Origin of the sequence: Neoaquamicrobium microcysteis (genome assembly GCF_008180155.1) — a bacterium.
Classification (GTDB): domain Bacteria; phylum Pseudomonadota; class Alphaproteobacteria; order Rhizobiales; family Rhizobiaceae; genus Aerobium; species Aerobium microcysteis.
Genome location: NZ_VSZS01000068.1, coordinates 235,823 through 253,797 on the forward strand (window position 1 = coordinate 235,823; position 17,975 = coordinate 253,797).

Genomic DNA, 17,975 nt, shown 5'->3' on the forward strand with positions numbered 1-17,975 from the left:
GTCGTCATCATGGAGCGCTCAGTCCTCGTTCGCGTCCGAGGAAGGTTGCATCAACGCAACGAAGTCCGACAGGCTAACCTCCGTCACCGGGCCGGCAACCTCAAACGGGTGTTCGATCAGTCGCGGGGTCGGTATTTCATTGGCCATGACACGAACCTGAACAAGATAACTGCCCGGACCTGATGGCAACAACGCCAGATCCTCCTCAGCGCGAATCGTCTGGCCCGGCCGTATCGTTCCCAATGCGACGTGTGCCACCGGCTCGCTGCCTCGCTCGTCAATGCTCACCCGCTGATTGGCATGCTCAAAGTTGGAGGTGATGTGGGCCAAATAGGAGGAGTCTGGCTCGTCGGGCATGTGGTCGGCGCGAAGCAGCGACACGGATTCACCCTCCGGGCAACGGCATGTCACTTCCAGGTGCGTGTCTCCGAGCGAGTATTCAGACTGATTTTCCAACGATAATCGAGCTTGTATTACTCTTCTCCAGCTCGAATGGTAGTATGCTCCGTCTCGCCAGTAGTTTTCATTGACGCTCAGGCCAGGAACGCGAAACATGCTGCTTCGATCTGGTTCGAGATCAGGCAAATCCTTTGGGAAAATCAGGAACTCTCTCTCAAAGGCATCCGGCAGCGGCTGGTTCTCCGGAGTCTGAAACGACAGCAAAATCTGGGCTTCAGCCCTCGCCGTATTGGCTGCTCCCATCATCGCGATCTCTCGGGGTGCAGCGATCGCAGTAGCGCTCCCCCGGCGCACATAGACCTCCTCCTTGGACAACTTGCCGTAGTTCTTCTTGAGGTAGAAAGGCCGTTGCTGTCTCGGAATAGAAATCACGGCGATATGCTTGCCATCGAACAACCGTTCCTCGTAACGGAAGTCGAGCTTGGTCTCCAGCTTCCCGTTCACGAACTCTTGGAGACGGGCATCATCAATCGCGCCCTCTGGAGCCAGTCCGACCACTTCCGCGGGATGCGGTGGCTTCTCCTTGAACCCCATCAGGATGTAGGCGGTTCCGATCCGATGCGCATTGGCCAGCGCGAGGATGTCCTTCAGAAGCTCCGACTTTTCGTCATCGGTGGCCTTGGCGAACGGATAACGCTCGGCCTTGTAGTCCAGATCGGAACCTTCGCCCTTGTAGCGCAATTCCTCAAGCAACACGTCGGTGAGCATCTGTCGTGTCCCCTAGTTCCCAAGTGCTACCCGTCAGCGTCAGGTGCGTTGTCGCCGGCGTCGTTCCAGTTCTGCCTTGCGAGCTTGAAGAACGTCTCGCCCAAGTCAGGTTGTTAGCACGAGCAAAAGGAGCGTAGAAAGTTCGGTGGCTGCTTAGGGCTCTATCGGGAGCGCCTCCACAATAATTCCGGCCTGCGGCAGGAAAACGCCGTCCCTGCCTTCCGACCCTCTGGCATGGAGAGCGGCGATGCGCTCTATAGATCGAAATTCCGCACTGAAATCTGAACTGATTTCAGTGCAGTCATTCGAGGGCCTGGCCATGCAGCGTATCGAAGCCGAGATCGCCGTGAGTGTCTCCGACCTTAAGAAGAATCCGAGTGCCATTGTCGATGGTGCGCGCGGCAGCGCGGTCGCGATCTTCAATCGCAACCGCGTCATGGCGTATATGGTGCCAGCCGGCACCTATGAGGCGATGATGGATGCGCTCGACGACCAGGCGCTTATCGAGATCGCGAAGGCGCGGGCCGGCGAGACGGGCGTGCCGGTCAACCTCGATGACCTATAGACTGGAGTTCCTGCCGTCGGCGCGGAGGGCAGATCAGCCGGATATGAACACCGCAACGGCGCCGGCGGTTTCCCGCCCGTAATAGCCGAATCCCCCAGCCTTCTATCCCGGTGACTCTGGCGTTTCCCGCCCTGTTCCGTTAGTGTTTTGTTCGCCTTTACCCCATCTTAGGCGGCGGTAGTCATTCTGAGTCCAGCCCAATCGAAGAAAGGAGGCGAGTATGTCGACCAAGCACCTTCTCGCGCTCCTGAACTCCCATATCGAAGGGGACGAGGAACAATTTCTCTCGATCGCGCTTCAGGTTGCAGCCCAGGAGGCCCGGCAGGGGCACACGGAACAGGCCGATAAGCTGAAGCGCCTCGTTCAGAAGGCGCGGGACCGGCAACGGAATGGAACGCCGGCCGGCGGACAAACGCCAATCCCGCTGGCCCGGCCGCGCGGCGAACTTCAGGGCCTCGTCGAGAGCAGCTATCCCAAGATCACGCTGGCGAGCATGGTGCTGGCTGACGATGTTCGTGCGCGCCTGATGCGGGTCGTTCGCCAGCAGCAGGAGCGGGCAACGCTTCGCGAGCATGGGCAAACGCCGACGACGCATATGCTGCTTGTGGGGCCGCCAGGAACGGGAAAGACCATGACGGCTTCGGCACTTGCCGGGGAACTGCGACTTCCCCTGTTCACGGTGAGGCTGGAATCCCTGTTCAGCCGCTATTTCGGCGAGACTGCCGGCAAGCTGCGGCTGCTGTTCGACCAGATCGCGCAGACGCGCGGTGTCTATCTCCTCGACGAGTTCGACGCCATCGGTGCCCGTCGCGGCGAACCGAACGACGTTGGAGAAATCCGGCGCGTGCTTAACTCAGTGCTCGCCTTCATGGAGGAACCCAACTCGACAGACAGTCTCGTCCTAGCCGCGACCAACCATGTTGAAATCCTCGACGAAGCGCTGGCACGTCGCTTCGACGAAGTGATCGAATATGCGCGGCCCGATGCTGCCGCCGCGCGGGCAATCATCGAACGTCGGCTCGGCAAGTTCAAGATTGCAGCCAAGTCCTGGTCCGAGCTTGCGCCCGCGCTCGACGGGCTGAGCCAAGGCGAGTTGGTGCGCGCCGCCGACGCCGTGGTCAAGGACGCCATTCTCGAAGACGCTGCAAAGGTGTCGGTCGAGGCTTTGCGCGACGCCCTGCAAAACCGTCAGACCCTCAAGGAGAAGTTCCGTCGACAGTCCCGCCTTTAGTGAATCTCTTCGGACCGGACGAAATGGAACGACTCATTTATGGTAGGGTCTTATGGTGGAGTCTGAAGACTATGGGGGGCGGAATCGCCCGCACATTTCGATCAATGCTTTCGCGGAAACGGCGGCTTACACCTACCCGTCCCGCAAGCAGGAGCGGAAGCCGCTCCGGGCCAACTATGCAGCCCATGCAGCAGCGTTGCTCGATCAACTCGACGCAGCCTTGGGTGAGCTGCCGGTAACCGATGCCGATGCGCGGCTGCCCGTCCAGGGTCTGAAGCCAGGCACGATCGTCGAAGTGACGACCCTTCCGCCGGCCGAAGGTTCGCGCGTCAAGGCGGTCAAAGTGCCGGCGACGCTGGAGTTCCCGACTCAGGATGTCGTCGTGCTCCGCTCGGAGCGAAACGACGATCGCACAGAAAGCGCGCTGCTCTTCGTGCCCGACGATACGCGCGCCTTTCTGCGCGGGAGGATCGAAGACTATGGGCGTGATCCCGGCAACCAGCGGCGCCCGGACCTGGAGAAATTCGAGTCCGTCGAAACCGTGCGCGCCACCGAGAGCCTTTCACTCTTCACCGGCGACGTCGATCTTGCTGCGCCCGACATCGTATGGTGGGAGCTTTGGGTTCGCCAGCCTGCGGCGATCTCCGATCGCCTCGCCGAACTGGCGCGCGGCGCGAATTTCGATGTCCATTCCGACCGGCTCATCTTCCCCGATACGACGGTCCTGTTCGTCCATGCAGCAGCCGGCGCGCTGTCTGCCTTCGCAGCGAAGGTGCCGGGCGCGCTCACCGAAATCAGGAAGGCGACAGGTTCGATCGAGCCGTTCCTTGATCGCGGCGATAACGGAATGGGCCAGCACGACTGGGTGGCCGAGCTTGCCGATCGCGTGATCCCGCCCGCAGGCGACGCACCGGCCGTATGCGCGCTCGATACCGGCGTTAGCGCCGCCCATCCGCTGATCGAGCCCGGACTGGCCGGCGCATGGGCCTACGACGTGGCCTGGGGAACGGACGACCATCATCCTGACGGCGGGCACGGCACGCCGCTCGCTGGTCTCGTCCTCTATGGCGATCTGGAGCCGCTCATGAACGGCAGCCAGCCGGTCACGCTCACCCATGCCGCGGAGTCGATGAAGCTGCTCCCTCCGCACGGTTTTCCGCCTACGAAACCGCCGAGCTACGGTGTCGTGACGCAAGGCGCCGTCGCGCTTGTCGAGATCGAGCGCCCCGGCATTCCCCGCAGCTTTTGCCTCGCCGCCACCGCAACCGATTTTCCGCCGGGCCGCCCCTCCACATGGAGCGGCGCGCTCGATCAGGTCGCCGCCGGATCAATGCCTGGTGATGCTGCCGACGACGTGCCGGCATCGGAGCGCCCGAAGCGTCTTGTCCTTGCAGCAACCGGCAATGTGTCGGGAGGAATGATGGTCAACGTCGTGCCCTCCCTGCCGCTCGAAGATCCAGCGCAAAGCTGGAATGCCCTGACGATTGGCGGCTTCACGCGCAAGGAGCAGGCTCCCGCGCCGCCGCCGGTCCTTGATCCCGTCGTTCCGGCCAACCATCGCAGCCCCTTCAGCCGCGGCTCGCAGTCGCTTCCCGACGACCTCACGCCGATCAAGCCGGAGGTGCTGTTCGAGGCCGGCAACATGCTTTCCGACGCCACCGGCTTCTGCGCCTGGGGACCGTCCGTCTCGCTGCTTGCGCCCGGATCGGACGTAGCCGCGGAGCCGCTGGTGCCGTTCTGGGCGACCAGCGCGGCGGTGGGGGTAGCCGGATACTTCATGGGTAGCCTGCACGCGGCGCTGCCTGGCCACTGGCCGGAAACGTACCGCGCGCTGGCAGTCGACTCCGCGCAATGGCCGCAACCGATCCGAAGGCGGTTCATCGGTCGCGGGGCGCACTGGAAGAGTGGGGCAAAGGCCGAGAAGCAGCAGCTCTTGCGCGAGTTCGGCTACGGCGTTCCCGACCTCGGGCGTGCGATCCTCTCCGCACGCAATGACGTTACCCTCGTCGCTGAAGCAGAAATCCAGCCTTTTGCGATCGGCACCGATGGCCGCAGCGGCGTCTTCAATGAAATGCACTTCTACGATCTACCCTGGCCGAAAGCGGCCCTGGAGAAGATCGAGAACGAGATCGTCGTCATGAAGGTGACGCTCTCCTACTTCATCGAGCCCAACATCACCGGCAAGGCCGCGACGCGGCCGGACACCTACCGATCGTTCGGGCTCCGCTTCGACATGAAAAAGCGCACCGAGACGAATGCCCGCTTCAGAAGCCGCATCTCCGCCAGCCAGGAAAAGGATGGCTCGGAAACTGAAGCAGAAGCGAGCTACTGGCTGCTCGGACCCAAGGCCATCCAGGCCGGCTCGCTCCATTGCGATCTCTGGCGCGGCCGTGCGATCGAGCTTGCCGGCCATGACGCCATCGCGGTCTATCCGGTCGGCGGCTGGTGGAAGTCGCACACAGGCCAGAAGCGGATAACGGACAAGGCGCGCTATTCGCTGGTCATCTCGATCTCTGCCGCGGGGCAGGCCGTCGACCTCTATTCGGAGATTGCGGCTCTCGTGGAGGTGAAGGAAATCGAAATCTCCATTGGCTGAGCCTCAAATAGTATCGAGACGGCGACCGAATTTTCAGCTACGTGGACAAGAGTCAGGTTCCGGTGCCGGGACACTTTCAGCTTTGCCCCGATCATATAACCTCAGTCATGTCACAGAGTTTTTCAGACCGCTACGGCTACAAGCCATCCGAACCCGACATCACCATCCGGGAAGACGCGCCGGATGACCTGCGATATGCCGTCGCGCAGATCGCCGTCAACGCAGGCTTGGCACCGAGTCAGATCAGGGATGTAGTTTGCAGCGTCCTCTTTGTCGCCCCTGACCGCAACAACTGGTCCGAATACCCGAACATCTGGGATGAGGTTCGATGGCAACTTGAGGACTGCGAATGGTTCAAGGTCTATGACATCGCCGAGCGGCTGCACCGCACCCTCCACTACCAGCAGGCCGACCAGTTTCGCGACGAGCTGAACGGGCTTTTCCGCGAGAAGGGCATCGGCTGGGAACTGAAAGATCACGAAGGCATCGTCTATCGTGGGAGTGCTCCATTTGCGGCCGCAACCGCCGACGCGGTTGAGGCCCTAACGGCAACCGGACGCCTGAGTGCGGCCTCCGAAATTCGTGAGGCATTGCGGGATATTTCCCGGCGGCCGACGCCGGACAGAACCGGCGCTATCCAGCATTCCATCGCAGCACTGGAATGCGTTGCACGCGACGTTGCGAAGCAACCCGGACTGACCCTTGGACGACTTCTACCGCGCCTCGGCCTTCCTCGACCGCTCGACGAGGCCGTCGAAAAGCTTTGGGGCTTCGCCTCAGAAAGGGCCAGGCATATCCAGGAGGGACAGCAGCTCGGGGACGATGAGGCGGAACTGGTCGTCAGCGTCGCCTGCGCGGTGTCGATCTTCCTTATCCATAGGAAATGACAACATCAGGCCGAGAGTCGGAGAGCAACATGCACGCGAAACTCAACGAACTCGCCTCTGAACTCTTCCGCACCTTCGCCCGCTTCGAATACGCACTTAAAGCCGCAGGCTTTCATAGGGGCGAGGGAGCGGCAGAGCCGAACTGGCGTTCGTTCGCGGAGTCCATCCCCGATCTGTTTGACAACATCAGCGAAGCGACGCTGAACGAGGCCGTCAGCTACATCCTCCAGCACCCACCGAAAAAGCAAGTCATCTCGGGAGGTGTTCTTGACTGGGCAGATGGAGTTCCTCAAACGGACCTCCAGTCTGACCGCATTCTGATCTATGTGCGGCGCGTCAGGAACAACCTCTTTCATGGGGGGAAGTTCAACGGCCACTGGTTCGCGCCTGAACGCAGCGAGGCACTCTTGAAACATTCCCTCGTCATTCTTCGTGCCTGTCTAGGGGCATCGCCAGACGTTCGACAGGCTTACGACAACTGAATGCTCGGGGCGCTTGCCCGGCGTGATCGACTGTCGCTATCCCCTTCAGGTTTCACTTTTTGGCCGATCCGCACCCGCAGCAATGCGTTGATCGTTCGAGTTTATTTTGCGAATTGCGTGAGAAATGGCCGATCTTGAACGCTAAGTTTCATCGCGGATCGCGGTGGTGGAGGACAGTGGCGCAACGCGCCACTCTGCTCCCCGGTCGGTGGCTCTCAGGCAGCCGCCTTCAACTCCTCGTCCGGCAAGACCGGCAAGGTGGCTACCTTCGCTTGGTGGAGCCAGCCCAGGTCCGGTCCCTCGTCCTTACCCTTCGCGCTGTCGATGATTACCTTCGAGATCCGCTCCTGCTGCTTGCGCAGATGGTCGCGCAGCAGGCTGTCGCGCGTGATGTAACCCGCGTTCACACCGGGCAGCGAATGGTTCATCAGAAGATGGATGTCCAGTTCCGACACCCCGGCCGCCTGCGCCAGCGTGCGGTAGCTCTGGCGAAGGTCGTTGCCCCACTTCGACAGCACGTCCCGCTCTTCCTTGTGCTCAATCAAATGCCCGCTGTCGCTGTCGGCCGGGAACAGCCAGAACTCGGCCTGGTCGGGATAAAGGATGCGGCCGGTGCGCATCGCCCGCAGGATGCAGCGGATCATCGGCCGCGATAGCGGAATGTCGAACGCCTTCTTCACCCCGCCCTTCGGCTTCGGGATGTGCAGCAGCCGGCTGCGGAAGTCGATGTGCTCGATCCGCACGTTCTTCAGCGCAGTCGGCCGCGAGCCGGTCAGAAGCGTCATCAGGTGGAACTCGCGGCGGATCGGATTCGTCAGCGCCGTCAGCTCCGCGAACCAGGACGCCATGTCGCCGGTGCCCATGCCGGTGTCGCGCCGCTGCTCGGTATTCCAGTCGATCGCCGTCACCGGATTGACCGGCGGCAGGTCGGGATTGGTCTTCCGTGCGTGGTTGTAGACCGCCCGTAGGCTTCGCATCGCGCCATTGGCGATGTAGGGACCGTTCTCCTCGCTGATCTTGTCGTGCCGCTCGGCAACCAGCTTCGGCTGCCGGCCGAGCTTAGCGAGCGGCTTGTCCAGCCAATCCTCGAACAGCCGCTCCATGTGGTCGCGATAGTTCTCGATCGTGCGCGCATCCCGTCCCTTGCGGACCATGTGGCCGTCCCGATACCGCTCCCACGCCTTGCGCAGCGTGACGGCGCCGGGCTTGATCTTCTGCTCTTCACCTGGCCGCTCGCCCCGCGCGATGGAGCCGATCTCGACCTTCGCTTTGCTGCGAGCCTCGCGCGTCGTCACGTCCCCGCACTCGCCGAGCTTCACCTGCGCGGCGAACTCCCGGACGCCATCGCGCCAGAACTCCCCCTGCGCCATAAAGGTCTTCTTCTTCTTTCCGACGAGCACGAAGAAGCCGGGAAGCTCGGTGTCGCGGACCTTGTATTGCTTGTCGGTAGCATAGGGCAGGCGCGCGATCGCCTTGTCGGTGAGAAGCTGCCGGTTATCGGCCATTTCGGGCATCCCAATTTTTAGTCTGGGTTTAGTCTGGGGAAGTGTCCGGCGAGAGTCATCGCGGTCAAACTACGCTAAAGCACGACCATCTACTAAAAATAGTAGCAAAATCAGTATCTTGTGTCAAGACGAAAAGTATGGTGACGTAGGCGCTCGGGCATTCCAATATGGCTGATTACATACTACGAATCTGGGGGTCAGAGGTTCGAATCCTTTCGGGCGCGCCATTTTCACCGCTTCCTTGCAAAGCCTACCGGCGTCTCAACGACGAGGAAAGATAGCCGAGCGCCAGTGTCATCGCGGCGGCTGCGACGCCGACGGCGATAACCCCGGCCGGCGTTATCCTTGCGCTGCCTTGCAGGGTGACGTGCTTGCCGACCCGCAGCTCGAAATCAGATTTGATTTCCTCTCGGTGAGAGGTGGTTGCTGGCGTTGCATCGTTGGGAGCGACTGGCATTTTGCAGATCTCGTTCGAACATACATTGCAGGCGAAGCGCTCTGCGGTCGATGGGGGTTTGGTCCCCGCGAACCTTTCAACGAGACGATATCATGTCGGCTACAGGCTTCATCTTTTCCGACCGCGTTGCGGCTTTTGGTTTTGGCCATTGCTTCAGCCGGCGTGAAGTCGCCCGCGCGCCGCGAGGCCCCCGACGCGAAGCAGCAACCGGCGCCGGCCAGATTGGGACTTTGTGCATGGATGCGGGATTTGCAGCCCGTTTCTTCGCCGTGGAGGTGAAATAGACTTTCGTCGGAAGCGCGCCTTTGTTGCCGCATCTACAGCTGACGGGAGGCCCGCATGTCCGATCTCGTAGTAATCGTCTATCCAACGGAAGCCAAAGCGGAAGAAGTACGGCAGCGGCTGTTCGAGTTGCAGAAGCAATATCTCATCTCGTTGAACGACGCAGTGATCGCGACCAAGACGGAAACGGGCAAGATCAAGCTCAACCAGATCGTCAACACCACTTTGGCAGGCGCGGCTTCCGGCAGCTTTTGGGGTCTGCTGATAGGCGTCATCTTTCTCAATCCGCTTCTCGGCGTGGCGGTAGGCGCGGCATCGGGCGCGATCGGCGGGGCGCTGACCGATGCCGGCATCAACGATGCCTTCATGAAGGAGTTGGCCAACAACCTCCAGCCCGGCAACGGTGCGCTGTTCCTGCTCATCCAGACCATGACCGCCGACAAGATCCTCAAGGAAATCCAGGGATATGGCGGTACCGTGCTGAAGACGTCGCTGGACGAGACGAAGGAACAGTCCTTGCGCGAGGCCCTCGATCAGGCAGCCGCCGCGGCATGAACGGGCCGAACGCTGCTAAACCGCCATGGTGGATCCCGCTTTCGCAGTTACGCTCGTGGTCGAGTTCGTCTGCGGCGCGCTTGCCGGCGTCGCCGTGGGACGCTGGCTGCCGCATTTCAGTTCGCGCTCTTTCATCGACGCTGGCGTCGGCGGAGCCGGCGGGTTGATCTTCACATGGCTGGCGGCCCGGATTCCCGGTGTCGGACGGATGGTCGGGCATGTCGAGACGGCGGTGGACGGAGCGATCCAGGGCACCGGTGGCGTGACGCCGATGGTGCTGGTCGGCGCCGGGATCGCCGGCCTGATCGGAGGTTCCACTGCAATCCTGCTGCTCGGCCTGGCGAGACGACGGCGCACCGGTTGATATTTACCCCGGGGAAGGTCTGACGCGCGATCCTCATGGAAGAGTCCAACTTCACGCCCCCCAAGACCAGAGACCCCATGCTGGATGGTGCGGAGGCGCAGCGGGCAATGAGCGGCGGCGGCGCAGGCGCTGTTGCGAGCGCCATCCTGCTTCTGGCGCTACTGCACGCGGGGCAAACCGTCTTTGTTCCGCTTGCATTCGCGCTCTTCATCATCGCGCTGGTATGGCCGCTGCAGGCGGCCCTGCAGCGTCGCATACCACGCTTTCTCGCCCTCCTGCTGGTCTTGGTTGTCACCAGCGTTCTTGTCATCGCCCTGGCTTCCGCCGTCGTCTGGGGCTTCACGAAGCTCGGCCAATGGCTGTTCCTGAACAGTGGACGGCTTCAATCGACCTATTCCGAATGGTCGGAATGGCTTGAAGGATACGGCGTCGCCATCGCCGGCCCGCTTGCGGCACAGTTCGACGTGCAGTGGCTGGTGGTGCGGATGCAGGCGCTTCTCCTGCGGCTCAACAGCCTCGCCGGCTTCTTCGTGCTGGTGTTCATTCTCGTCATGCTCGGGCTTCTCGAGGTCGAGCGTTTCCGGGCCCGGCTCGCGATGCCCGGAACGCAGCCGCTCGGGCAGAAGATGCTCGCGGCGAACGGCGAGATCGGCGCCAAGCTGCGGCGCTATATGCTCGTCAGGACCTTTGCCAGCGTGCTCACCGGTCTCGCGGTGTGGGCGTTCGCGCTATTGGCGGGGCTGGAACTGGCCACCGCATGGGGCGCCATCGCCTTCGCCCTCAACTACATACCGTTTCTGGGTCCACTGATCGCAACGGTGTTCCCGACCCTGTTTGCCCTTGCACAGTTCGACACGTGGCAACCAGCAGTCTTCATATTTCTCTGCCTCAACGTGATCCAGTTCGTCATCGGCAGCTACATCGAGCCGATCGTCGCTGGCGCGTCACTGAGGATTTCGCCTTCGGCTGTGATCTTCGCGATCTTTTTCTGGACGTTCATGTGGGGTCTGGCGGGCACTTTCATCGCTGTGCCTATCCTCATCGTCATCATCGTCTACTGCTCGCAGTTTCCGGCAACAGGCTGGATTGCGACATTGTTTTCCGACCGATCATGAAGGCGGACACAGTCAATGAACTCACCTTTTATGCAATTTTTTCAACAATTTGCGGAGAAATTTCCGCTGCACGGCAAAGATTGAACTCATTTCAGTTTGGGATAGAATGATGCCACTGGCGGTGGCTGTTTTTCGAGGGGAACATGTCACACCCAACCTGGCGGGGCAGTGCTCCGCGCGCGACATCGACAGCAGCCCACCAAAACTGGCGACGGCAGGAAACCGCCTTCAGCGCCGAAGGCGGCGCCGAGCCTGAACAATCGCGCCTCACCTCGGACATGTGGAACGATTCCCCCTCCTGTCCGATAACCGAAATGGACGGCATGTTGGATGCAGCGCCGCATGCGGCCGGCACGAGACCCGCAACGCCGGTGCCGTATTTCGAGTTTTCCACCCAAGACCTGCCGCCAGATGAGCAGTTCGACGGGTGGCGCTCAAGCTACTCTTCCATCTTCGATCTGAGCGAACCGGACACGACAGCCGTCGGTTTCCGTGGGAGCCACAGTGTATGGGACATCGGCAGTCTCATTTTCTCCCACGTCAGCACCGAAGAGGTCGATTTCGCCGGCCTTGCCGGGCATCACCGACGCGAACCGCTCGATCACTGGCTGTTCACGCTGCTGCTGAGCGGCAATTCGGTGACGAATGCGGGCGGCACACAGTTCAGGGGTGAGGCCGAAACGGTCCAGATGCATGCGCTGGGCCGGGCATTCGAGGGGCGCGTCAGCAACAGCGAAATCCTGATGCTGTTCGTGCCGCGAGACCTTTGCCGCGACGAAGTGCAGGCGCTGGACGCCGCCGCCTTTTCGCGTCTGGACAGCGGCATGGCCCGGATTTTCGCCGACTACATGGTCAGCCTCGTGCAGCAACTGCCGCAACTCGACGTCACGGAAATGACGGAACTGGTCGCGGCGACCCGCGCCATGCTGCTTGCGAGCGTAGAGCCTTCGCTGCAGCGGCTGGAGGAGGCTGACAACTCCATAGCATACCTGCAACTGGAGCGGGCGCGGCGATACATTCAGTTGCATCTCCAGAATCCGACGCTCGATGCGCAGATGCTGCTGCAGGCGCTCGGCCTTTCGAGATCGAGGCTCTACAGGCTTTTCGAAACGGCCGACGGGGTGATGCATTACATCCAGCGGAGACGGCTTGCCGCCGCCCACGCGGCACTTGCCGACCCCACGGATGTCAGGCGCATCCTCGATATCGCCGAATGCTACTGCTTCGGTGACGCAGCGCAGTTCAGCCGAGCCTTCCGGCGCGAGTTCGGCTACAGCCCATCGGACGTACGGGCCGACGCAAGCCATCGCCTGCCCGGCGCCGGGCGGCCCAGCCAAGGCTGCGAGGACACGCCCGTACAGCGCCTTAACGGGCTCCTGCGCCGCCTGCAGGGCTGACGCTGCCGATGATCGGGGTCTCAGGCGTGAGGTGCGCCCCTCTACCGCGACACGTCCCGATTGCATGGTCAGGGCCGCAATCTGGGACGTAGGGCCAAACGCCGAGACTGCCGGCTCGTTTCGAGTTTTGCTCTCCAAGCTAGGATTGCCTCATTACAGGTCTGTGGTTGCGAACAGGAAGGGCGGGCCATGCCGATCGATAATTCCAGAAGGCTGCAGGTGGCGCTGACCGCGTTGCGAGGCATCGTGATGATACTGGCTGGCATTTTCGCGTTTCTGATGCCGGCTCAGGCGGTCAAGTTCGTGCTCCTGGCGGGCGGCGGTCTTCTTCTCGTGGATGGCTGCCTCGGCCTCGCGTCGATGGATTTTGCCAGCCGGCGCGTTCATGCCTACTACCTTGCGCTGTCGCGAAACCTGCTCTGCATCGCAGCTGGCGCGATCGTTCTGGCGAGCGGGTTCCTGACCGGCCTGTTCACGCTCAGCTTCCTGGCAACCGTTGTGGGCCTGCTTGTGATCCTGGCCGGCCTCGTCGAACTCGTCTCGATCCTGATGGACCACGAACGTTACGCAAGCCCGATGATGGCGATGGTCGGCGGCGGGCTCTACGTCGTTGCCGGTCTGGTGCTGATCTTCATGCCGCTTTCGAGCGCGGCCGTGCTGATGCGGCTGGCCACGATCCTGCTCATCGCCTACGCGCTTAGCCTGCTGTACCGCGCATGGCGCATAAGGGCAGCCTCGCCCGACGCAGGCTGAGAGGGTTCAGCCTCTCAGGCCAGAAGCCTTGCCTTCTGCTCGGCAAATTCTGCATCGGACAGAATGCCCGCCTTGTGCATTTCGGCCAGCTTCTCCAACCGCGCTATCGCCTCGTCGGAAAGCCCCGCGGGCCGGGAGGAACCTGCAGATGCAGAGGCTGCTGGATCGATCGACCCTGCATCCTGCTTCGGGCGCGACATCTTGTTGGCGACAGTGGTCGCGGTGGCCGTGATAAGCGCCGTTCGCGCCGCAGTCTTTGCGGCGCGGCCGACCAGTCCGGGACCGCTCTTGCGGAATACCATGGCTGCAACTCCTTCAACTGGCGGGCGCAGCGGCCCACTGGAGCATCGGACCGAAAAGTGGAACCGGTATCCCGGCCGTCCGATGCTCCTCCGACTACGGCTTCGCACATCGTCTAGTGCGCGGCCGGTGACCTTTTGAACCCGAACCCGTAGGTGACGTAGGACAATCCCTGAAGCATCAGGTCGACGGCCAGGAAAAGACCGAGCACCCACAGGCTGTTGATCGGCCAGCGCAGCAGAATGACCAGGCCTACCGCCAGTGTCACGATACCGCCGAAGACGACCCAGCCCCAACCGCTGGAACCGCGATGGGTGAATCCGGCCACGATGCGCACCGCGCCGGCCGCGATCAGGCTTGCCGCAATCATCAGCGTGATGATCGCCGATGCGAGCAACGGATTGTAGAAGGTAAGGACGCCTGCCGCCGTATAAAGGATGCCGGCCAGCAACCACAGGGCGAAGCCGCCCCATGTCCTGACGCCGAACGCATGCACGATCTCGGCGATCCCGCCGATAATCATCATCACGCCCACCATCAGAACGCTGACGAATGTTGCCACAAGGAGGTTCGCCGCCGCGAACAGACCGGCGGCGAACACGATTACGCCAAGCACGACGAACCAGAGAGACCTCTTTCCCGCCTGCCCGGCATTGACCTGATCTTGCGTTACCTCTGCCATGATATCACCGCCGTTTATCTGGTTGCTGTCTGTCTTGTTACCCGATCCGCCATCGGCCTCGACTGGAGGCGCGACGGTCTAGTTCGCCGGCGCAAGCCGTGCGACGACCTCCTCCTTCGCATCCAGAAGAAGAAGTTCACCCGCTTCGAAACGAAAGGCGGCCGTTTGCGCCAGAGCCTCGTGGAAGGCCGCTTCCTGCTGCGAGTTCGCATCCGCGCAAGCCATCATGGTCGAGGCGATATCGCCGAATTTCAGCGTCCCGCCATCGATCTCCACGGAACCCCTGAACCGGTTGCATCCTCCGTTGCCGAAGGCGCCCCCATCCTCATCGAAACCGAGCGATGAGCCGATCTCCGGCTCAACGTCGTTTCCGCGAAGCGACTTGAGCAGCCATTCCGTCCCTGCAAGTTCCGGCATCGCATCATCAGAATCGGCCTGCGCCCACAGCATCCCGTGCCCGTGTGGCGCAGGGCCCGAAGGTGCGATGTCCGCGCCGAGGACGGCGGCAATCGCCAGGGGCAGCAAGTGCACAAGCGACATTGTTGCGCTCCCCGTGCCGAATGAAGGCACGAACCCCAAGCCCTAAGTCGAGCCGGAGCCTTTCATATAGGAAGCAGCAAGTTACAACCGATAGCAATGGCTTATCGATACTTCCCGAAGCATTGGCGATCCGAAACAAGAAAAATGGGACGCCATGCAAAGTCTGGAGATTCATTGCGCCTTAAAGCTGCGAATCTTGCCCATCCTCTTGTTCGCAGATTGGGACGTACGGCACAAGGGACGGATTCTGTGCCGATCACTTGCAACGCAGCGTAAGCCTATACTTGCGTGTTCTTGAACATTCGTCGCTTCGTCGGCGTATCGGGGGTACATCAGATGGTTGTGATGGAAACGCGATGAGTTCGGGCTCGGTCCAGAAGCTGTCGCTTTTTGCGCTGACGGCGATGGTGGTCGGCTCGATGGTGGGGTCGGGCATTTTCTCCCTGCCGCGCACGTTTGCCGGGGCGACCGGGCCCTTCGGCGCCTTGATCGCATGGACGATCGCGGCCGGCGGAATGTACATGCTCGCGCGCGTATTCCAGTTCCTCGCCGAGCGAAAACCCGATCTCGATGCCGGTGTCTACGCATACGCCAAAGAAGGCTTCGGCGACTATCCGGGCTTTCTTTCCGCCTTCGGATACTGGATCGGCTCGTGCATCGGCAACGTCTCCTACTGGGTGCTGATCAAATCGACGCTGGGCGCGTTCTTTCCCGTCTTCGGCGACGGCAACACCGTCATCGCCATCCTCGTCGCTTCGGTCGGCATCTGGCTGTTTCACTTCATGATCCTGCGCGGGATCCAGCAGGCCGCCTTCATCAACATGGTCGTGACCATCGCCAAGATCGTGCCGATCCTGGCCTTCATCCTGATCCTGTTCGTGGCCTTCAAGGCGGACATGTTCCGCGCCAATTTCTGGGGCGGCGAGGGCATGCCGGAACTGAGCCTGTTCGAGCAGGTCCGTGCCACGATGCTCGTCACCGTCTTCGTGTTCCTGGGCATCGAGGGGGCCAGCGTCTACTCGCGCTATGCCAAGGAACGCCGCCATGTCGGCATCGCGACGATCCTCGGCTTCGTCGGCGTCACGGCGCTGATGGTCCTGGTGTCGCTCTTGCCTTATGCGGTGCTGCCGCAGGCGGAGATCGCAGGCATGCGCCAGCCATCCATGGCGACCGTGCTCGAAGCGGTCGTGGGACCGTGGGGAGCGGTCTTTGTCAGCGTCGGCCTGCTGGTTTCAGTGCTCGGCGCCTATCTCGCATGGTCGCTGATCGCCGCGGAAGTGCTTTCCATCGCCGCAAAGACGCGGGACATGCCGCGCCGCTTCGGCACCGAGAACGAGAACAAGGTGCCCGCGGCCGCGCTGTGGCTCACCAACATCGTGGTTCAGCTTTTCGTCATCAGCACCTACTGGTCGCAGGATGCATTCTCGCTGATGCTGAACCTCACCAGCGTGATGTCGCTGGTTCCATTCTTCCTCGTCGCGGCCTTCGGCTTCATGCTGGTCCAGCGCCGCGAGACCTATGACACACGCCCCAGCGAGCGCAATCGCGACTACGTCTTCGCGTTCATCGCGGTCGTCTACACGCTGTTTCTGGTCTATGCCGCGGGGGCAAAGTTCCTGCTGCTTTCAGCGATCCTCTACGGTCCCGGTACCGTTCTCTATTTCTGGGCCAGGCGCGAACAAAGCAGGAGCGGCCTGTTCGACCGGCCGGTCGACTGGATCATCTTCGGCGCCGCCGCGGTCGGCTGCATCGTCGGCATCCACGGGCTCGTGACCGGCTACATCACCATCTAACCTTGTGGAGTCTCGTCATGGCAAGCGTGCATCCGGCGTCCTCTGTCCAGTTCGGTGTCCACTCGGAAGTCGGCCAGTTGCGCAAGGTGATGGTGTGCGCGCCCGGACGCGCGCACCAGCGCCTCACGCCTAGCAATTGCGACGCCCTGCTTTTTGATGACGTGCTGTGGGTGGACAACGCCAAGCGCGACCATTTCGATTTCATGACCAAGATGCGCGACCGCGGCATCGAGGTGGTGGAGATGCACAACCTGCTTGCAGAAACGGTCGCACTTCCCGAGGCCAGAAACTGGATACTGGACAATCAGGTGGTGCCCAACCAGGTGGGCTTCGGGCTGCTTGACGAACTGCGCAGCTATCTGGAGGGGCTCGCCCCGCGCCAGCTGGCAGAGACGCTGATCGGCGGGCTGTCGACTGTCGAGTTTCCCGAGGATGTCGGGGGCGAGATGCTCACGATGATCCGCGATGCGGCTGGCGTCACCGAATATCTCCTGCCTCCGCTTCCCAACACACTCTACACCCGCGACACAACCTGCTGGATCTACGGCGGGGTGACGCTCAATGCACTGTTCTGGCCCGCCCGCCACGAGGAGACGATCCTCGCCACCGCCATCTACAAGTTCCACCCGGACTTCGCCGGCAAGGTCAATGTCTGGTGGGGCGACCCGTTGCAGGACCACGGCCTTGCGACCTTCGAGGGCGGCGACGTGATGCCAATCGGCAAGGGCAACGTGCTGGTCGGCATGAGCGAGCGAACGTCGCGACAGGCGATCAGCCAGGTGGCGCAGTCCCTGTTCGAAAAGGGGGTGGCGGAGCGCGTCATCGTCGCCGCAATGCCCAAGCTGCGCGCGGCCATGCACCTCGACACGGTGTTCACCTTCGCTGACCGCGACTGTGTTCTGCTCTATCCCGACATCGTCGACAAGATCCACGCCTACTCGTACCGGCCCGGCGAAACGCCCGACAAGATCGACCTGCGCAAGGACAAGGGATCGTTCGTGGAAACGGTGCGCGATGCGCTGGGTCTCAAGCAGATGCGCGTGGTAGAGACCGGCGGCACCGACTACATGCGCGAGCGCACCCAGTGGGACAGCGGCGCCAATCTGGTGTGCGCGTCTCCGGGTGTAGTCTTCGCCTACGACAGGAACGTCTACACCAATACGTTGCTGCGCAAGGCCGGAATCGAGGTCATCACCATCTCTGGCTCGGAGCTCGGACGCGGCCGCGGCGGAGGCCACTGCATGACGTGTCCTATCATCCGAGACGCCGCGAATTACTAAACCTCGGATAGACCTAACCTCGGA

Annotated in this window: 18 protein-coding genes; 12 read left to right on the plus strand and 6 right to left on the minus strand. The window is 61.9% G+C overall.

The genetic code is table 11. The annotated features are described in order from the left end of the window. Positions 1–18: 18 nt before the first annotated feature. Entirely contained in the window at positions 19–1,167 is a 1,149-nt protein-coding gene (locus FY036_RS22025; protein ID WP_126006842.1) for an AlbA family DNA-binding domain-containing protein, read from the minus strand. A 319-nt stretch (positions 1,168–1,486) separates the two neighbouring features. On the opposite strand from FY036_RS22025, the gene FY036_RS22030 reads away from it, so the two are divergent. The 5 genes from FY036_RS22030 (at position 1,487) to FY036_RS22050 (ending at position 6,928) form a co-directional block, all read left to right on the plus strand. Then, on the plus strand, positions 1,487–1,732 hold the full coding sequence (locus FY036_RS22030; RefSeq protein ID WP_126006844.1) for a type II toxin-antitoxin system Phd/YefM family antitoxin: 246 nt from the start codon (positions 1,487–1,489) through the stop codon (positions 1,730–1,732). Positions 1,733–1,952: 220 nt separating this feature from the next. After that, positions 1,953–2,963 carry an AAA family ATPase gene (locus FY036_RS22035; protein ID WP_126006846.1) on the plus strand — a complete coding sequence of 337 codons (1,011 nt, stop codon included), beginning with the start codon at positions 1,953–1,955 and terminating at the stop codon, positions 2,961–2,963. Positions 2,964–3,015: 52 nt separating this feature from the next. Continuing rightward, positions 3,016–5,559, plus strand: coding sequence for a S8 family peptidase (locus tag FY036_RS22040; protein ID WP_126006848.1), 2,544 nt, complete (start codon positions 3,016–3,018; stop codon positions 5,557–5,559). A gap of 41 nt (positions 5,560–5,600) precedes the next feature. Continuing rightward, on the plus strand, positions 5,601–6,446 hold the full coding sequence (locus tag FY036_RS22045; protein ID WP_201744837.1) for an AbiJ-NTD4 domain-containing protein: 846 nt from the start codon (positions 5,601–5,603) through the stop codon (positions 6,444–6,446). Positions 6,447–6,475: 29 nt separating this feature from the next. Beyond that, complete coding sequence (locus tag FY036_RS22050; RefSeq protein WP_126006850.1) at positions 6,476–6,928, plus strand: hypothetical protein; 453 nt, start codon at positions 6,476–6,478, stop codon at positions 6,926–6,928. Between the two features lie 215 nt (positions 6,929–7,143). On the opposite strand, the gene FY036_RS22055 is transcribed toward FY036_RS22050, so the two are convergent. After that, positions 7,144–8,433 carry an integrase arm-type DNA-binding domain-containing protein gene (locus tag FY036_RS22055; RefSeq protein WP_126006852.1) on the minus strand — a complete coding sequence of 430 codons (1,290 nt, stop codon included), beginning with the start codon at positions 8,431–8,433 and terminating at the stop codon, positions 7,144–7,146. A 250-nt stretch (positions 8,434–8,683) separates the two neighbouring features. Continuing rightward, the gene (locus FY036_RS22060; RefSeq protein ID WP_148916854.1) at positions 8,684–8,890 is read right to left on the minus strand and encodes a hypothetical protein; all 207 of its coding nucleotides are present in this window, start codon (positions 8,888–8,890) and stop codon (positions 8,684–8,686) included. 339 nt (positions 8,891–9,229) lie between these two features. On the opposite strand from FY036_RS22060, the gene FY036_RS22065 reads away from it, so the two are divergent. The 5 genes from FY036_RS22065 (at position 9,230) to FY036_RS22085 (ending at position 13,356) form a co-directional block, all read left to right on the plus strand. Then, entirely contained in the window at positions 9,230–9,727 is a 498-nt protein-coding gene (locus FY036_RS22065) for a DUF1269 domain-containing protein (protein WP_148916855.1), read from the plus strand. Between the two features lie 25 nt (positions 9,728–9,752). Continuing rightward, complete coding sequence (locus FY036_RS22070) at positions 9,753–10,091, plus strand: hypothetical protein (protein ID WP_148916856.1); 339 nt, start codon at positions 9,753–9,755, stop codon at positions 10,089–10,091. A gap of 107 nt (positions 10,092–10,198) precedes the next feature. Then, positions 10,199–11,206, plus strand: coding sequence for an AI-2E family transporter (locus tag FY036_RS22075; RefSeq protein WP_148917147.1), 1,008 nt, complete (start codon positions 10,199–10,201; stop codon positions 11,204–11,206). Between the two features lie 314 nt (positions 11,207–11,520). Then, positions 11,521–12,603 carry a helix-turn-helix domain-containing protein gene (locus FY036_RS22080; protein WP_161601184.1) on the plus strand — a complete coding sequence of 361 codons (1,083 nt, stop codon included), beginning with the start codon at positions 11,521–11,523 and terminating at the stop codon, positions 12,601–12,603. A 189-nt stretch (positions 12,604–12,792) separates the two neighbouring features. After that, on the plus strand, positions 12,793–13,356 hold the full coding sequence (locus FY036_RS22085; RefSeq protein ID WP_235897761.1) for a DUF308 domain-containing protein: 564 nt from the start codon (positions 12,793–12,795) through the stop codon (positions 13,354–13,356). A gap of 14 nt (positions 13,357–13,370) precedes the next feature. Here FY036_RS22085 and FY036_RS22090 read toward each other — a convergent pair whose 3' ends face one another. From FY036_RS22090 to FY036_RS22100, 3 genes are all read right to left on the minus strand, one after another. Continuing rightward, positions 13,371–13,658 (minus strand): SHOCT domain-containing protein, encoded by a 288-nt coding sequence (locus FY036_RS22090; protein ID WP_148916858.1) that lies wholly within the window; start codon positions 13,656–13,658, stop codon positions 13,371–13,373. Between the two features lie 113 nt (positions 13,659–13,771). Then, positions 13,772–14,338, minus strand: coding sequence for an HdeD family acid-resistance protein (locus FY036_RS22095; protein ID WP_148916859.1), 567 nt, complete (start codon positions 14,336–14,338; stop codon positions 13,772–13,774). 78 nt (positions 14,339–14,416) lie between these two features. After that, a complete protein-coding gene (locus tag FY036_RS22100; RefSeq protein WP_148916860.1) occupies positions 14,417–14,878 on the minus strand; it encodes an META domain-containing protein in 462 nt (153 codons plus the stop codon). Between the two features lie 356 nt (positions 14,879–15,234). Here FY036_RS22100 and FY036_RS22105 point away from each other — a divergent pair, with 356 nt between their 5' ends. Both FY036_RS22105 and FY036_RS22110 read left to right on the plus strand, forming a co-directional pair. After that, positions 15,235–16,671 (plus strand): basic amino acid/polyamine antiporter, encoded by a 1,437-nt coding sequence (locus FY036_RS22105; RefSeq protein ID WP_148916861.1) that lies wholly within the window; start codon positions 15,235–15,237, stop codon positions 16,669–16,671. Positions 16,672–16,688: 17 nt separating this feature from the next. After that, positions 16,689–17,951: an arginine deiminase gene (locus FY036_RS22110; RefSeq protein ID WP_148916862.1), complete on the plus strand. Its 1,263-nt coding sequence runs from the start codon at positions 16,689–16,691 to the stop codon at positions 17,949–17,951. The last annotated feature ends 24 nt before the right edge of the window (positions 17,952–17,975 follow it).

Coding starts and splice junctions, on each gene's coding strand:
- FY036_RS22030 (WP_126006844.1), top strand. CDS start 1,487: ATGCAGCGTATCGAAGCCGAGATCGCCGTGAGTGTCTCCGACCTTAAG.
- FY036_RS22075 (WP_148917147.1), top strand. CDS start 10,199: ATGAGCGGCGGCGGCGCAGGCGCTGTTGCGAGCGCCATCCTGCTTCTG.
- FY036_RS22040 (WP_126006848.1), top strand. CDS start 3,016: ATGGTGGAGTCTGAAGACTATGGGGGGCGGAATCGCCCGCACATTTCG.
- FY036_RS22105 (WP_148916861.1), top strand. CDS start 15,235: ATGAGTTCGGGCTCGGTCCAGAAGCTGTCGCTTTTTGCGCTGACGGCG.
- FY036_RS22055 (WP_126006852.1), bottom strand. CDS start 8,433: ATGGCCGATAACCGGCAGCTTCTCACCGACAAGGCGATCGCGCGCCTG.
- FY036_RS22095 (WP_148916859.1), bottom strand. CDS start 14,338: ATGGCAGAGGTAACGCAAGATCAGGTCAATGCCGGGCAGGCGGGAAAG.
- FY036_RS22100 (WP_148916860.1), bottom strand. CDS start 14,878: ATGTCGCTTGTGCACTTGCTGCCCCTGGCGATTGCCGCCGTCCTCGGC.
- FY036_RS22085 (WP_235897761.1), top strand. CDS start 12,793: ATGCCGATCGATAATTCCAGAAGGCTGCAGGTGGCGCTGACCGCGTTG.
- FY036_RS22050 (WP_126006850.1), top strand. CDS start 6,476: ATGCACGCGAAACTCAACGAACTCGCCTCTGAACTCTTCCGCACCTTC.
- FY036_RS22060 (WP_148916854.1), bottom strand. CDS start 8,890: ATGCCAGTCGCTCCCAACGATGCAACGCCAGCAACCACCTCTCACCGA.
- FY036_RS22070 (WP_148916856.1), top strand. CDS start 9,753: ATGGTGGATCCCGCTTTCGCAGTTACGCTCGTGGTCGAGTTCGTCTGC.
- FY036_RS22025 (WP_126006842.1), bottom strand. CDS start 1,167: ATGCTCACCGACGTGTTGCTTGAGGAATTGCGCTACAAGGGCGAAGGT.
- FY036_RS22080 (WP_161601184.1), top strand. CDS start 11,521: ATGGACGGCATGTTGGATGCAGCGCCGCATGCGGCCGGCACGAGACCC.
- FY036_RS22065 (WP_148916855.1), top strand. CDS start 9,230: ATGTCCGATCTCGTAGTAATCGTCTATCCAACGGAAGCCAAAGCGGAA.
- FY036_RS22090 (WP_148916858.1), bottom strand. CDS start 13,658: ATGGTATTCCGCAAGAGCGGTCCCGGACTGGTCGGCCGCGCCGCAAAG.
- FY036_RS22110 (WP_148916862.1), top strand. CDS start 16,689: ATGGCAAGCGTGCATCCGGCGTCCTCTGTCCAGTTCGGTGTCCACTCG.
- FY036_RS22035 (WP_126006846.1), top strand. CDS start 1,953: ATGTCGACCAAGCACCTTCTCGCGCTCCTGAACTCCCATATCGAAGGG.